The sequence below is a fragment of the Streptomyces tatrensis genome (assembly GCF_049310065.1).
Lineage (GTDB): Bacteria > Actinomycetota > Actinomycetes > Streptomycetales > Streptomycetaceae > Streptomyces.
Genome location: NZ_JBMDLB010000007.1, coordinates 1412654 through 1426730, shown reverse-complemented (window position 1 = coordinate 1426730; position 14077 = coordinate 1412654). Strand labels below are relative to the sequence as shown.

General features: G+C 70.1%; 14 protein-coding genes. 3 read left to right on the top strand and 11 right to left on the bottom strand.

Annotated elements, in window-relative coordinates; translation table 11 throughout:
- Positions 1-16 precede the first annotated feature (16 nt).
- From ACODT5_RS10265 to ACODT5_RS10255, 3 genes are all read left to right on the top strand, one after another.
- The gene (locus ACODT5_RS10265; protein WP_422518861.1) at positions 17-517 is read left to right on the top strand and encodes an NUDIX domain-containing protein; all 501 of its coding nucleotides are present in this window, start codon (positions 17-19) and stop codon (positions 515-517) included.
- Positions 518-630: 113 nt separating this feature from the next.
- Complete coding sequence (locus ACODT5_RS10260; protein WP_422518860.1) at positions 631-1059, top strand: hypothetical protein; 429 nt, start codon at positions 631-633, stop codon at positions 1057-1059.
- 2 nt (positions 1060-1061) lie between these two features.
- Positions 1062-1706, top strand: coding sequence for a CatB-related O-acetyltransferase (locus ACODT5_RS10255; protein ID WP_422518859.1), 645 nt, complete (start codon positions 1062-1064; stop codon positions 1704-1706).
- A gap of 37 nt (positions 1707-1743) precedes the next feature.
- Here ACODT5_RS10255 and ACODT5_RS10250 read toward each other — a convergent pair whose 3' ends face one another.
- The 11 genes from ACODT5_RS10250 to ACODT5_RS10200 form a co-directional block, all read right to left on the bottom strand.
- On the bottom strand, positions 1744-2286 hold the full coding sequence (locus ACODT5_RS10250) for a DapH/DapD/GlmU-related protein (RefSeq protein WP_422518858.1): 543 nt from the start codon (positions 2284-2286) through the stop codon (positions 1744-1746).
- Between the two features lie 39 nt (positions 2287-2325).
- Positions 2326-2847, bottom strand: coding sequence for a methylated-DNA--[protein]-cysteine S-methyltransferase (locus tag ACODT5_RS10245; RefSeq protein ID WP_422518857.1), 522 nt, complete (start codon positions 2845-2847; stop codon positions 2326-2328).
- A 35-nt stretch (positions 2848-2882) separates the two neighbouring features.
- Entirely contained in the window at positions 2883-4370 is a 1488-nt protein-coding gene (locus ACODT5_RS10240) for an AlkA N-terminal domain-containing protein (protein ID WP_422518856.1), read from the bottom strand.
- A gap of 418 nt (positions 4371-4788) precedes the next feature.
- Positions 4789-5571: a CDP-diacylglycerol--serine O-phosphatidyltransferase gene (gene pssA, locus ACODT5_RS10235; RefSeq protein WP_266912559.1), complete on the bottom strand. Its 783-nt coding sequence runs from the start codon at positions 5569-5571 to the stop codon at positions 4789-4791.
- An 82-nt stretch (positions 5572-5653) separates the two neighbouring features.
- A complete protein-coding gene (locus ACODT5_RS10230) occupies positions 5654-6310 on the bottom strand; it encodes a phosphatidylserine decarboxylase (RefSeq protein WP_385367471.1) in 657 nt (218 codons plus the stop codon).
- Between the two features lie 185 nt (positions 6311-6495).
- On the bottom strand, positions 6496-7701 hold the full coding sequence (locus tag ACODT5_RS10225; RefSeq protein WP_422518855.1) for an acyl-CoA dehydrogenase family protein: 1206 nt from the start codon (positions 7699-7701) through the stop codon (positions 6496-6498).
- A gap of 4 nt (positions 7702-7705) precedes the next feature.
- Positions 7706-8218, bottom strand: a complete 513-nt coding sequence (locus tag ACODT5_RS10220; RefSeq protein ID WP_053681718.1) for a MaoC family dehydratase — start codon at positions 8216-8218, stop codon at positions 7706-7708.
- A 5-nt stretch (positions 8219-8223) separates the two neighbouring features.
- On the bottom strand, positions 8224-9198 hold the full coding sequence (locus ACODT5_RS10215) for an HpcH/HpaI aldolase/citrate lyase family protein (RefSeq protein WP_422518854.1): 975 nt from the start codon (positions 9196-9198) through the stop codon (positions 8224-8226).
- Complete coding sequence (locus ACODT5_RS10210; RefSeq protein ID WP_422518853.1) at positions 9195-11291, bottom strand: protein meaA; 2097 nt, start codon at positions 11289-11291, stop codon at positions 9195-9197. Before ACODT5_RS10210 ends, ACODT5_RS10215 begins: the two co-directional genes overlap by 4 nt.
- 31 nt (positions 11292-11322) lie before the next feature.
- Positions 11323-12660, bottom strand: a complete 1338-nt coding sequence (gene ccrA, locus ACODT5_RS10205; protein ID WP_422518852.1) for a crotonyl-CoA carboxylase/reductase — start codon at positions 12658-12660, stop codon at positions 11323-11325.
- Positions 12661-13074: 414 nt separating this feature from the next.
- Positions 13075-13908, bottom strand: a complete 834-nt coding sequence (locus ACODT5_RS10200) for a TetR family transcriptional regulator (RefSeq protein WP_422518851.1) — start codon at positions 13906-13908, stop codon at positions 13075-13077.
- Between the last annotated feature and the right edge of the window lie 169 nt (positions 13909-14077).

Genomic DNA, 14077 nt, shown 5'->3' with positions numbered 1-14077 from the left:
TGGGTAGGGTGGCGCAGTGACCACCACGGATGACTACGCCACCTACATCGCAAGCCTGCCCCGGGTGCTGGCCGGCGCCGCTGCGCTCTTCCGGGACGAGCAGGGCCGGGTGCTGCTCGTCGAGCCCAACTACCGGGAGGGCTGGGCCCTGCCGGGCGGGACCATCGAGTCGGACACGGGGGAGTCCCCGCGGACGGCCGCCCGCCGGGAGAGCGCCGAGGAGATCGGCATCGACGTACCGCTCGGCCGGCTGCTCGCCGTCGACTGGTCGACGGGCCCGGACCGGCCCCCGCTCGTCGCCTACCTCTACGACGGCGGCGTGCTCGACGCCGCGCAGCTCGCCTCCATCAAGCTCCAGGAAGAGGAGCTGCTCTCGTGGCGGCTGGTGGAGCCCGCGGAGCTGACGGACCATCTGCTCGGATCCCTGGGCCTGCGCACCGAGGAGGCGTACCGCGTCCTGCGGTCCGGCGAGGGCGCCGCCGAGCTGGAGAACGGCCGCCGGCCACAGGCCTCCTAGGGCCTGTCGTCAAACTCCCGTCTGCCTCCGGCGACGACGGGAGTTTGACGACAGGCCCTAGCCCCTTCCGCTCGTTATTCCGTGCCTACACCGAGCAGGACAGAATTCAGCAGATGATCACGATGTACGCCTGGCCCAGCACCGCCGACGGGCCCGACGCGCTGCCCATGGTCCACTTCACCACCGACCAGCAGGAGAGCGGCGAGGTCACTCCCGACGGGGTGCCGGTCTGGATGTTCGACACCGCGATCCGTGACGGCGGCTGGGCCCAGTTCACCGACTTCGAGGCCTGGTCCGTCCCGGCCGAGGGCTGGCAGGCCTTCTACCGCCGCGAGGACGACGTCCTCGCCGTCACCGGCCCCGGTGCCTGTGAAGGCTGGTACCAGGGCGGCCTCGGAGCCGACGCCGACTGGGTGGGGGCGGCCGCCGCCCAGCAGAGCGTGGTCCTGCTCGCCGCCCCCGTCCAGCACCCGTCCCTGTACGGCTACGCGGTCGAGGCCGGCGCCGCCTTCGCGCTGCTGGTCCCGCTGGTGGTCATCTAGCCGTGAACGCCCTCCCCGCGGACCCGACCGTGCTCCACCCGATTCCCGGGCAGCCGCGCGTGGTCCTGCTGAAGCCGCTGGTCACCTCGCCGCTGATCGAGGTGGGGGAGTACTCCTACTACGACGACCCGGACGACCCCACCGCCTTCGAGACCCGCAACGTGCTCTACCACTACGGGCCGGAGAAGCTGGTCATCGGGAAGTTCTGCGCGCTGGGCACCGGGGTGCGGTTCGTCATGAACGGCGCCAACCACCGCATGGACGGCCCCTCGACGTTCCCGTTCCCCATCATGGGCGGCTCCTGGTCCGAGCACTCCGACCTGCTCGCGGGCCTGCCCGGCCGGGGCGACACCGTCGTCGGCAACGACGTCTGGTTCGGCTACGGGGCCATGGTCATGCCCGGGGTGCGCATCGGGCACGGAGCGATCGTCGCGGCCGGCGCCGTCGTCGTGGACGACGTCCCCGACTACGGGATCGTCGGCGGCAACCCGGCCACCCTCATCCGCACCCGCCACACCGACGGGGAGATCGCCCGCCTGCTCGCCCTCGCCTGGTGGGACTGGCCGGCGGAACACCTCACCCGCCACATCCGTGCCGTCATGTCGGGCACCGTCGCGGACCTCGAAGCGGTCGCACCGCGGGCCTGAGCCGGACCGCGGCCCGGGCGCGGCCCCGGAGAGGCCGTCACCACTGGCGGTGCACGGTGCCCTTGCCGCCGGTCACCAGACTCGCCGGCGGAACGTCGTCGGCCACGACGGCGCCGGCGGCGATCACGGCGTCACGGCCGATGCTGACGCCGGGCAGAATCGTGGCACCGGCACCGATCCACACGTTCTCCGCCACGTCGATGGGCGCGCCCGTGAGGTACAGCCGCCGCTCCTCGGGGTCGACCGGGTGGCCGCTGGTGATGAACGTGACCTTCGGGCCGACCATCACGCGCTCGCCGAGCCGGATGCCGGCGTAGTCCAGGAACGTGCAGTTCTGGTTGATGAACACACGCTCGGCGAGTTCGAGGTGCAGGCCGTGGTCCGTGTAGAAGGGCGGATAGATCGTGACCCTCGGCGGCAGTGGCTTGCCGAGGATCTGCTCGAACAGCTCCGCCTTGCCCGCTTCGTCCTCGAAGGGCAGGACGTTCAGGCGGGAGGTGAGCCCGGTGACGCGCAGGACCCGCTCGGCCATCTCCTGGAACTCGGTGCTCTGGATGCGCATGAGGCGGTCACTGGGCATGCCGTGAGCCCTTCAGGTGTACCGGTTGGAAACGATCGTCTAGAGCTGGTCGGCCCCGGACTCGAAGGCCAGCAGCCGGACCTTGCGGTCGATGCCGCCGCCGTAGCCGGTCATGGAGCCGGACGACCCGATGACGCGGTGGCACGGCACGATGATGCCGACCGGGTTCTTCCCGTTGGCCAGCCCCACCGCCCGCGAGGCGTTGGGCTTGCCGAGCTTGACGGCCAGCTCCCCGTAGGACCAGGTCTGCCCGTAGGGGATCCGTACGAGCTGCTCCCACACGCTGCGCTGGAACTCGGTGCCCTCCAGCCGGACCGGCAGGTCGAAGGTGGTGAGTTCCCCGGCGAAGTACGCGGTCAGCTGCCGCACCACCTCCGGGAAGGGGTCCTCGCCGGCTGCGACGCGCTCCCCGAAGGTCTCCTCGGCCGGGCGGTGGCGCTGCTCGGTCATGTAGAGGCCGCACAGGACCCCGTCGGCGGCGACGAGGGTGAGCGGCCCGTAGGGGCTGTCCACGACGGTGTGCTGCTTGGTGCTGTTCGCGGTGCTCGTGCTGATGCTCATGGTGGTCGGTGCTCCTCGGACGTCGGGCGGGGAAGTCAGGCGGGCAGGATGTTGATCGCGTGGTCCTCGGTGGCCCACAGGTACTGCACGGCGTACGCGCGCCAGGGCCGCCACCGCGCAGCGCGGGCCGTCAGCGCCGCGGGCGTGGAGGGCAGCCCGAGCCCCTGCGCGGCCCGCCGGATCCCCAGGTCGGAGGGGATGAAGGCGTCCGGGTCGCCCAGGGCCCGCATCGCGATGATCTCGGTGGTCCACGGCCCGAAGCCGGGCAGCGCCCCCAGCTGTGCGCGGGCCGCCTCCCAGTCGCTGTCGATGCCGAGCGGGAGCGAACCGTCGGCCAGGGCCGAGACGAGCGTGGTGAAGGTGGTCCGCCGGCTGCGCGGCATGGCGAGGGACTCCGGGTCCAGTCCGGCCAGGGCCTGCGGGTTCGGGAACAGGTGCGTCAGCCCGCCACTGGGGTCGGCCACCGGCTCGCCGAGGGCGCGTACCAGGCGGGCCGCGTGCGTACGGGCCGCCGCCGTGGACACCTGCTGCCCGAGGACCGCCCGTACGGCGAACTCCTCCGCGTCGACGGTACGGGGCACCCGGCGGCCGGGAGCCTTGGCCACGAGCGGGGCCAGCAGTGGGTCGGCGCTCAGCTGCTCGTCGACGGCCTCGGGGTCCGCGTCGAGGTCCAGGAGCCGCCGGCAGCGGCTGATGGCGATGGTCAGGTCACGCAGGTCGGTGAGGGCGAGCCGGCAGCCGATGTGGTCGGGCTGCGGGGTGAGGGCGACGACACCGGTGCCGTACGGGAGCCGCAGCGTGCGGCGGTAGGCGCCGTCCCGCCACTCCTCGACCCCGGGGACGGCGGTCGCGGCGAGGTGGCCGAAGAGGTTGTCGGGGTTGAGCGGGGCGCGGAAGGGGAGCCGCAGGCTGATGGTGCCGGGCACCTGGGCGGACGCGGCGCCCCGGACGGCCTCCCGGCCGGCCGCCTTGGCCCGGAGCTCGCTCGGGGCCAAGGCGAAGACCTCGCGGACGGTGTCGTTGAAGGTCCGGATCGAGGAGAACCCGGCGGCGAAGGCGATGTCGCCCATCGGCAGTCCCGAGGTCTCGATCAGCAGCCGGGCGGTCTGCGCGCGCTGGGCCCGGGCCAGGGCGAGGGGCCCGGCGCCGAGCTCGGCGCCCAGCTGGCGCTCCACCTGGCGGGCGGAGTATCCGAGCCGGGAGGCCAGCCCCGGGACGCCCTCCCGGTCGACGACCCCGTCCTGGATGAGGCGCATGGCGCGGGCGACGGCGTCCGCGCGGGCGTTCCACTCGGGGGAGCCGGGGGAGGTGTCGGGCCGGCACCGCTTGCAGGCCCGGAACCCGCCCTGCTGGCAGGCGGCGGCGCTGGGCAGGAAGGTCATGTTCTCGACCTTGGGCGGTACGGCGGGGCAGCTGGGGCGGCAGTAGATGCCGGTGGTCCTCACGGCGGTGAAGAACCAGCCGTCGAAGCGGGCGTCCTTCGACTGGACCGCCCGCACGCAACGCTCGGTGTCGGTGTACATGGCTCCATCCTCCCGGCCGGCCGGGTCCCGGGCTGGCGGTTTTCCGACACCAAGCCTATGCGCGACCCGCGCCTTCTCCCGGGCTCCCGGCCCCGGACCACCGCTGCCCGGCGGGACCGCGGCTGCGACTGCGCCGCTGCGCGGGCGAAGTCCCCTACCCGCCCTTCGCCCGTTCCCCGGGCTCTGCCCGGACCCGGTCCTCAAACGCCGGACGGGCTGGATACATCCAGCCTCGCCGGCGTTTGAGGCGCGGGGTCTGGGGCGGAGCCCCAGGGAACGGGCGAAGGGCGGGTAGGGGAACTCCGCCCCGCAGGGGCCTCCGGGCCCCGCACCGGGGTGCAGGCGGCCCCGCGCATGCGGGAGGGCCCCCGGCTGCCTCGTGGCGGCCGGGGGCCCTCTCGTACGCGTACAGCCGTGGCTACGGGGCCTGGGTGGCCCGGGCCTCGCGGCGGTTGTGGCGGAACGTGTTCGCGCGACGGGTCGTCGCGAACAGCGGGATGGTCGCCGCCAGAGCGATCTGCAGCGCGCAGCCGGTCTGGAGCAGCAGCCCGCCGCCCGGCGCGTCGAACGCCCACGCGGCCAGCAGGCCCATCGCCGCGACGATCCAGCTGAGCATCGCCACCGCGAGGACACCCCGCGGCTTGGGGTACTCGACCCGGCTCACCATCAGCCAGGCCACGCCGACGATCGCCAGCAGGGTCGGGATGAACGGCAGCTCCAGCAGCACGATCGAGACGACCGTCAGCGCACCGAAGGGGCTCGGCATGCCCTGGAACATGCCGTCCTTCATCGCCACGCAGCTGAATCTCGCGAGGCGCAGGACGACGGCCAGCAGGACGACGATCGCCGCCAGCGCCGACATCTTCTGCACCGCGTCGTCGGCGACCATGCCGTAGACGAGGACGAAGTAGGCCGGAGCCAGGCCGAAGCTGATCAGGTCGGACAGGTTGTCCAGCTCCGCGCCCATCGGCGAGCTGCGCAGCTTGCGGGCCACGATGCCGTCGAAGAGGTCGAAGACCGCGGCGAGCAGCATCAGTATCACGGCCGTGGCCGCGCTGCTGCGGGCCATGCCCGACTCGCCGCTGCCGGTGAGGTGCGGGATGAGGATCCCGGTGGTGGTGAAGTACACCGCCATGAATCCGCACGTCGCGTTGCCGAGGGTCAGGGTGTCCGCTATCGACAGCCGCAGCGAGAGCGGCATGTCGTCCTCGGTGGACTCCTCCTCGGCGGCCTCCGGCACCCAGCCGGAGGCGGGCGTCGACAGGTTCGCCGGAGTTTCAGGTTCAGTCACGGTCAATTCGGGTCACCCCCGCGGTGGTGGCCTGTCCGACCTCGACCGCGACCTCGACGCCCTCGGGGAGGTAGATGTCGACGCGGGAGCCGAAGCGGATCAGACCGATGCGTTCGCCCTGCTCCACCTTGGTGCCGGCCGGCAGGTACGGGACGATGCGACGGGCGACGGCGCCGGCGATCTGCACCATCTCGATGTCGCCGAGCTCGGTGTCGAAGTGCCAGACGACGCGCTCGTTGTTCTCGCTCTCCTTGTTGAACGCCGGAACGAATCCACCGGGGACGTGCTCCACGGACGTCACCGTGCCCGCGAGGGGTGCCCGGTTGACGTGGACGTTCAGGGGGCTCATGAAGATCGCGACGCGGGTCCGCCCGTCCTTCCACGGCATGATGCTCTGCACCACACCGTCGGCGGGGGAGATGACCCGACCCTGCGTGATCTCACGCTCGGGGTCGCGGAAGAACCACAGCATGCCCGCCGCGAGCGCGGTGGTGGGCACGGCCACGGCCGCCCAGCGTCCGGACTTGCGGGCCCGGACGAGGCTGATGGCGGCGGTGGCGACGGTCGGCAGAAGCCACGGCGATGCTCCGCGCGCGAGGCGTCCACCGAGGAGGCCGACGCGAGGTGCAGAGGTTTGGCTGTGGGGCATGGATGACCTTCGTAGCGGGTGATGCCGCGCCGCAAACGGGGGGACGGGACGGCGGCTTTACTGGAATGCTATCGGTTGCACGCAACAACTGGGCAAGCCAGAAGCCGAGTCGATGACCGTGAGCCAGTGACTGCTAGTGACCCTTTCGCGGAAAACCACTGGATGATTTACCGCAAAAGGGACTTTCACCCCTGGAGCCGGTACTCCTCGAGCAGGCGTCGCCCGATGATCATTTTCTGGATCTCGGCGGTACCTTCACCGATGAGCAGCATGGGTGCCTCTCGGTAGAGGCGCTCGATCTCGTACTCCTTCGAGAAGCCGTAGCCACCGTGGATACGGAACGCGTCCTCCACCACCTCCTTGCAGTACTCGGAGGCGAGGTACTTCGCCATCCCTGCTTCGAGGTCGTTTCGTTCCCCGGAGTCCTTTTTGCGTGCTGCATTGACCATCATCGCATGGGCGGCTTCGACCTTGGTAGCCATCTCGGCCAGCTTGAACTGGATCGCCTGGTGCTCGGCGATGGCCTTGCCGAAAGTGTGACGTTGTTGGGCATACGAGACACCCAGCTCGAACGCACGCTGTGCGACGCCGCAACCACGGGCCGCCACGTTGACGCGGCCGACCTCGACCCCGTCCATCATTTGGTAAAACCCTCGGCCGGTCGCCCCGCCCAGGACCCGATTGGCCGGAATGCGCAGTCCGTCCATGATGAGCTCGGTGGTGTCGACCCCCTTGTAGCCCATCTTGTCGATCTTGCCGGGGATGGTCAGGCCGGGCCGGACCTCACCGAAGCCGGCCTCCTTCTCGATCAAGAAGGTCGTCATCGACTTGTGGGGGGCGGTGCCCTCCGGGTGTCCTTCGTCACTGCGCACCAGAACGGCCACCAGCGTGGACGTGCCGCCGTTCGTCAGCCACATCTTCTGGCCGTTCAGGACGTACTCGTCACCGTCCTTCACCGCCTTGGAGGTGATGGCCGACACATCGGAGCCGAGCCCCGGCTCGGACATCGAGAACGCCCCGCGCACCTCGCCCAGCGCCATCCGCGGAAGGAAGTACTCCTTCTGCTCCTGGGTGCCGTGCTGCTTGAGCATGTACGCCACGATGAAGTGCGTGTTGATGATGCCCGAGACGGACATCCAGCCGCGCGCGATCTCCTCGACGCACAGCGCGTAGGTGAGGAGCGACTCACCCAGGCCGCCGTACTCCTCCGGAATCATCAGACCGAAGAGGCCGAGCTCCTTGAGGCCGTCGACGATCTGCTGCGGGTACTCGTCGCGGTGCTCGAGCTCCGTCGCGACCGGGATGATCTCCTTGTCGACGAACTCCCGGACGGTCTTGAGGATGTCCCTCTGGTCGTCCGTCAGGCCGGCGGTCTGGGCAAGTCGGCTCATGGTTCTACTTCCCCTGTTCCTTCAGCGTGGGGCGGCCGGGCTGCTCGCCGCCGCGCTCCTTGATGTACGTCTCGGTCGGGACCATCACCTTGCGCCGGAAGACGCAGACGAGGGTGCCGTCCTGCTTGTAGCCCTTGGTCTCCACGTAGACGATGCCGCGGTCGTTCTTCGACTTCGACGGGGTCTTGTCGAGGACCGTGGTCTCGCCGTAGATCGTGTCGCCGTGGAAGGTCGGCGCCACGTGACGCAGCGACTCGATCTCCAGGTTGGCGATGGCCTTGCCGGAGACGTCCGGCACCGACATGCCCAGCAGCAGGGAGTAGATGTAGTTGCCCACGACCACGTTCTTGCCGAAGTCGGTCGTGTTCTCCGCGTAGTTGCTGTCCATGTGGAGCGGGTGGTGGTTCATGGTCAGCAGGCAGAAGAGGTGGTCGTCGTACTCGGTGACCGTCTTCCCGGGCCAGTGCTTGTAGACCGCGCCGATCTCGAACTCTTCGTAGGTGCGTCCGAACTGCATGGTGCCTAGCCCTCCGGGATCTCGAACTTGGTGGTGCGCTGCATGCCGGCGGCGCGGCCCTTGCCCGAGATGACCAGTGCCATCTTGCGGCTGGCCTCGTCGATCATCTCGTCGCCGAGCATCGCCGAGCCCTTCTTGCCGCCGGCCTCGGAGGTGCACCAGTCGTACGCGTCGAGGATCAGCTCGGCGTGGTCGTAGTCCTCCTGGGAGGGGGAGAAGACCTCGTTGGCCGCGTCGACCTGGCCGGGGTGCAGCACCCACTTGCCGTCGAAGCCCAGGGCCGCGGCGCGCCCGGCGACCTCGCGGTAGCCGTCGACGTTCTTGATCTGGAGGAAGGGGCCGTCGATCGCCTGGAGGTCGTGCATGCGGGCCGCCATCAGGATCCGCATCAGGATGTAGTGGTAGGCGTCCGCGCCGTAGCCGGGCGGCTGCATGCCCACGACCAGGGACTTCATGTTGATCGAGGCCATGAAGTCGGCCGGCCCGAAGATGATGGTCTCCAGCCGCGGCGAGGCGCCGGCGATCTCGTCGACGTTCACCAGGCCCTTGGCGTTCTCGATCTGCGCCTCGATGCCGATCTTGCCGACCTCGAAGCCCATCGTCTTCTCGATCTGCGTCAGCAGGAGGTCCAGCGCCACGACCTGCTGGGCGTCCTGGACCTTCGGCAGCATGATGCAGTCGAGGTTCTGGCCGGCGCCCTCGACGACCGTGATCACGTCGCGGTACGTCCAGTGCGTGGTCCAGTCGTTGACGCGCACCACGCGGGTCTTGCCGGTCCAGTCGCCCTGGTTCAGCGCGTCCACGATCGTGTGGCGGGCGCCCTCCTTGGCGAGCGGGGCGCAGGCGTCCTCCAGGTCCAGGAAGACCTGGTCGGCCGGGAGGCCCTGGGCCTTCTCCAGGAACCGGGGGTTGGAACCCGGCACCGCGAGGCAGGAGCGGCGCGGCCGCAGCCGGTTGACCGGGGAAGAGGGCGTGGTCATGCGGGGACCTCCGTGCTTGCAAGGGTGTCAGTGTCGATGATCTCGTCGGCGTCGCCGAGCGGGTGGAGCTTGTTGGCCCTGCGGATCTCGTCGACGATTTTGCCGATGATCTCCGTGATGCCGAAGTCCTTCGGGGTGAAGACCGCCGCCACCCCGGCCTCCTTGAGCGCCACGGCGTCGGCATTCGGAATGATGCCCCCGAGGACGACGGGGATGTCACCCGCCCCCGCGGCGCGCAGGCGTTCCAGCACGTCAGGGACGAGCGCGCTGTGCGAGCCGGACAGGATGGACAGTCCCACGCAGTGCACGTCCTCGGCCAGCGCCGCCGAGGAAATCTCCTCGGGGGTCAGCCGGATGCCCTGGTAGACCACCTCGAAGCCGGCGTCGCGGGCCCGTACGGCGATCTGCTCGGCGCCGTTGGAGTGTCCGTCGAGGCCGGGCTTGCCGACCAGCAGGCGCAGCCGGCCGGAGCCCAGCTCGTCGGCGGTACGGGAGACCTTCGCGCGGACGAGGGCCATGGGGGTCCCCTCCTCGGCGGTCACGGCCACCGGGGCCGAGGAGACCCCGGTCGGAGCCCGGAACTCGCCGAACACCTCGCGCAGCGCGCTCGACCACTCGCCGGTGGTGACACCGGCGCGGGCGCACTCCAGGGTGGCCTCCATCAGGTTCTCGTCCCCGGCGGCGGCCTCCTTCAGACGGTCCAGGGCCTGCCGAGCCGTGGGGAAGACGAACGGGTCGCCGCCGCCCTGCCGGTCCGAGGACTCCTGGCGCTCGGCCTTCCAGCGGCCGATGCGCTCGACGGTCTGGGCCTCCAGGGCCCCGTCCACCGTCATGATGGCGCCGTCCAGGTCGGCGGTGAGGGGGTTCTCCTCGGTCTGCTGGAAGCAGTTGACGCCGACGATCTTGTCCTGGCCGTCCTCGATCCGGGCCCGCCGCGCGGCGTGCGAGGAGACCAGCTCGCCCTTGAGGTACCCGGACTCGACGGCCGCCATCGCGCCGCCCATCTCCTGGATCCGGTCGATCTCGGCCAGGCACTCGGCCACCAGGGACTCGACCTTGGCCTCGATCACGTGCGAGCCGGCGAAGATGTCCTCGTACTCCAGCAGGTCGCTCTCGTGGGCCAGGACCTGCTGGATGCGCAGCGACCACTGCTGGTCCCAGGGCCGGGGCAGGCCCAGCGCCTCGTTCCAGGCGGGCAGCTGCACCGCGCGGGCGCGGGCGTCCTTGGAGAGGGTGACCGCGAGCATCTCCAGGACGATCCGCTGGACGTTGTTCTCCGGCTGCGCCTCCGTCAGGCCCAGGGAGTTGACCTGGACCCCGTAGCGGAAGCGGCGCTGCTTGCCGTTCTCGATGCCGTAGCGCTCGCGGGTGACCTGGTCCCAGATGCGGCCGAAGGCGCGCATCTTGCACATCTCCTCGATGAAGCGGACGCCCGCGTTCACGAAGAAGGAGATCCGGGCGACGACCTCGCCGAACCGCTCCGGCGGGACCTGGCCCGAGTCGCGCACCGAGTCCAGGACCGCGATGGCCGTGGACATCGCGTACGAGATCTCCTGGACGGGGGTGGCCCCGGCCTCCTGCAGGTGGTAGCTGCAGATGTTGATCGGGTTCCACTTGGGGATGTGGTTGACCGTGTACGCGATCATGTCCGTCGTCAGGCGGAGCGAGGGCCCGGGCGGGAAGACGTGCGTCCCGCGCGAGAGGTACTCCTTGACGATGTCGTTCTGGGTGGTGCCCTGGAGCTGGGCGATGTCCGCGCCCTGCTCCTCGGCGGCCACCTGGTAGAGCGCCAGCAGCCACATGGCGGTGGCGTTGATCGTCATCGAGGTGTTCATCTGTTCCAGGGGGATGTCCTGGAACAGCCGCCGCATGTCGCCCAGGTGGGAGACCGGGACCCCGACCCGGCCGACCTCGCCGCGGGCGAGGATGTGGTCGGGGTCGTAGCCGGTCTGCGTCGGCAGGTCGAACGCGACCGACAGGCCGGTCTGGCCCTTGGCGAGGTTGCGGCGGTACAGCTCGTTGGACGCCTCGGCCGTGGAGTGGCCGGCGTACGTCCGCATGAGCCACGGACGGTCCTTCTGGCGCTCTGTCATCTCAGGCTGTCCCTTTGGCCTTTGAGGGGTCTCAGATGTTGCGGAAGCGGTTGATCGCGTCGAGGTGCGTCGCGCGCATCTCGTGGTCCCGGACGCCGAGGCCTTCCTCGGGGGACAGGCAGAGCACGCCGACCTTGCCCTGGTGGAGGTTGCGGTGGACGTCGTAGGCGGCCTGGCCGGTCTCCTCCAGGGAGTAGACCCGCGAGAGCGTGGGGTGGATCTTGCCCTTGGCGACCAGCCGGTTGGCCTCCCAGGCCTCGCGGTAGTTCGCGAAGTGCGAGCCGACGATCTTCTTCAGGGACATCCACAGGTACCGGTTGTCGTACTCGTGGTTGTAGCCCGAGGTCGAGGCGCAGGTGACGATCGTGCCGCCCTTGCGGGTGACGTACACGGAGGCGCCGAAGGTCTCGCGGCCCGGGTGCTCGAAGACGATGTCCACGTCCTCGCCGCCGGTCAGCTCGCGGATGCGCTTGCCGAGGCGCTTCCACTCCTTCGGGTCCTGGGTGTGCTCGTCCTTCCAGAACTTGTAGCCCTCGGCGTTGCGGTCGATGACCGCGGTGGCGCCCATCGCCCGGCAGATGTCGGCCTTCTCCGGGGAGGAGACCACGCAGATCGGGTTGGCGCCGCCGGCCAGCGCGAACTGGGTGGCGTACGAGCCGAGCCCGCCGCTGGCGCCCCAGATCAGGACGTTGTCGCCCTGCTTCATGCCGGCGCCGTTGCGCGAGACCAGCTGGCGGTACGCGGTGGAGTTGACCAGGCCGGGGGAGGCGGCCTCCTCCCAGCTGAGGTGGTCGGGCTTGGGCATCAGCTGGTTCGACTTGACCAGCGCGATCTCAGCCAGGCCGCCGAAGTTGGTCTCGAAGCCCCAGATGCGCTGCTCGGGGTCGAGCATCGTGTCGTTGTGGCCGTCGGAGGACTCCAGCTCGACCGACAGGCAGTGGGCGACGACCTCGTCGCCCGGCTTCCAGGCGTTCACGCCGGGACCGGTGCGCAGCACGACGCCCGCGAGGTCCGAACCGATGATGTGGTACGGCAGGTCGTGGCGCTTGGTGAGCTCCGAGAGGCGCCCGTAGCGCTCCAGGAAGCTGAAGGTGGACACCGGCTCGAAGATCGAGGTCCACACGGAGTTGTAGTTGACCGAGGAGGCCATGACGGCCACCAGGGCCTCGCCCGGGCCCAGCTCGGGGAGCGGGACCTCGTCGAGGTGCAGGGACTTGCGGGGGTCCTTCTCACGGGTGGTGAGCCCGGCGAACATCTCCGTCTCGTCCTTGTGCACGGTGATCGCGCGGTACGAGTCGGGGAGCGGCAGGGCAGCGAAGTCGGCGGCCGTCGCGGCCTGTGACTGGATCGCGTCCAGGATGTCCTTCACGGTGTTGCCTCCGGCCGTGCGCTGATGAGGGTGCGCTGAGGGAAACGGGTTGCGTGGAATGGCGAAGCGGTGTGGTGAGCGGTGCTGCTCGGGCGCCGTCGATTCGGCTGGGGTGGAGCTGCGCGTTGCCTGTGGTGGGGCGGTGCGGGGGCCTGGTGACGCAGGCATCCGGGGCGCGTTCCGTGCCGAGTGGGCTGGACCGCGGGGACATCCGGACGAGATTCAACGTATGGCACCCCGTGTCACTCAGCAAGGCACCGCGTGCCAAAACTTTCTCTCATTTGCCGATTGACCTGCACGGATGAGCGATGATCGATCAGAGTTACCCGCGAGTAGGGGCAACTCGGACAAACGAAAGCGGCCGCCCCCGGAAGGGGAGCGGCCGCTGTGACCTGTGTCGCGTCCTGTTGTCGCCTACTTGTTTCTGAGCGCCTCTTCGATGGTCCGCATGACCTCGTCCAGCGGGGCGTCCGTACGGGCCACCGCGACCAGCACCTCGCCCTGCGTGCGCACCGTGGCGGGCGCGGCGGCGGGCTCCGGCGCCGGCGGCGGAGCCGTGCTCAGCGTGCGCCCCGCGCCGATCCCGGAACCGAAGGTCTTGCGCACGATCGAGAAGGCGTGGTCCAGCTGGGCCTCCACGTCGCCCTGACCGCCCGCCCGCAGCCAGCGCCGCAGCACGTGGTTGTGGGCCGTGACCACCGCCGAGGCGGCGACCTCCGCCAGCAGCGGGTCGTCGTTGCCGTCGTGGTGGTCGGTCTCGTCGAAATGGGCGAGCAGGTAGCGGGTGAACAGCCGCTCGTAGCGGGCGACCGAGGCGATCTCCCGCTCCCGCAGCGCCGGCACCTCGCGGGTGAGCCGGTAGCGCTCCACCGACACCGCCGGCGAGGCCGCGTACATCTTCATGACTTCCTTGATCCCCCGGCACACCGTGTCGAGCGGGTGCTCGTGCGCCGGGGCCACGTCGAGGACGGCCTCGGCGCGGGTCAGGGTGTCGTCGTGGTCCGGGAAGATCGCCTCTTCCTTGGACCGGAAGTGCCGGAAGAAGGTCCGGCGCGCGACCCCGGCCACCGAGGCGATCTCGTCGACCGTCGTGGCCTCGTACCCCTTGTTCGCGAAGAGCTCCATGGCGGCCGCCGCGAGCTCGCGGCGCATCTTGAGCCGCTGCGCGGCCGCCTTGGTACCGGCCGGGGTCTCCGGGGCATCGGAGACCGCGGAGGCGCGGGGTGAGGTCTTGGCGGGCTGGGACATAGAGCGAAAGTACTTCATTCGCGCGGGAGAGCGCTCCCGAGGGGGGTGGGACGGGAAGGGATGCGGGGGAGGGCCGGCACTGGGCACACAGTGCTCTTCGGGAGGGTTCGTCCGCCGTGAGGGTCCGGCGGACCCGAGCAGCCCTCCCCACGCATCCTGCTCTTGGGGC

Bases quoted from the DNA above. Each gene is read 5' to 3' on its own strand.
- ACODT5_RS10230 (WP_385367471.1), bottom strand. From the start codon at position 6,310: ATGCCCCACAGCCAAACCTCTGCACCTCGCGTCGGCCTCCTCGGTGGA.
- pssA (WP_266912559.1), bottom strand. From the start codon at position 5,571: ATGCCGCTCTCGCTGCGGCTGTCGATAGCGGACACCCTGACCCTCGGC.
- ACODT5_RS10260 (WP_422518860.1), top strand. From the start codon at position 631: ATGATCACGATGTACGCCTGGCCCAGCACCGCCGACGGGCCCGACGCG.
- ACODT5_RS10220 (WP_053681718.1), bottom strand. From the start codon at position 8,218: ATGCAGTTCGGACGCACCTACGAAGAGTTCGAGATCGGCGCGGTCTAC.
- ACODT5_RS10240 (WP_422518856.1), bottom strand. From the start codon at position 4,370: ATGTACACCGACACCGAGCGTTGCGTGCGGGCGGTCCAGTCGAAGGAC.
- ACODT5_RS10225 (WP_422518855.1), bottom strand. From the start codon at position 7,701: ATGAGCCGACTTGCCCAGACCGCCGGCCTGACGGACGACCAGAGGGAC.
- ACODT5_RS10200 (WP_422518851.1), bottom strand. From the start codon at position 13,908: ATGTCCCAGCCCGCCAAGACCTCACCCCGCGCCTCCGCGGTCTCCGAT.
- ACODT5_RS10245 (WP_422518857.1), bottom strand. From the start codon at position 2,847: ATGAGCATCAGCACGAGCACCGCGAACAGCACCAAGCAGCACACCGTC.
- ACODT5_RS10210 (WP_422518853.1), bottom strand. From the start codon at position 11,291: ATGACAGAGCGCCAGAAGGACCGTCCGTGGCTCATGCGGACGTACGCC.
- ACODT5_RS10215 (WP_422518854.1), bottom strand. From the start codon at position 9,198: ATGACCACGCCCTCTTCCCCGGTCAACCGGCTGCGGCCGCGCCGCTCC.
- ACODT5_RS10250 (WP_422518858.1), bottom strand. From the start codon at position 2,286: ATGCCCAGTGACCGCCTCATGCGCATCCAGAGCACCGAGTTCCAGGAG.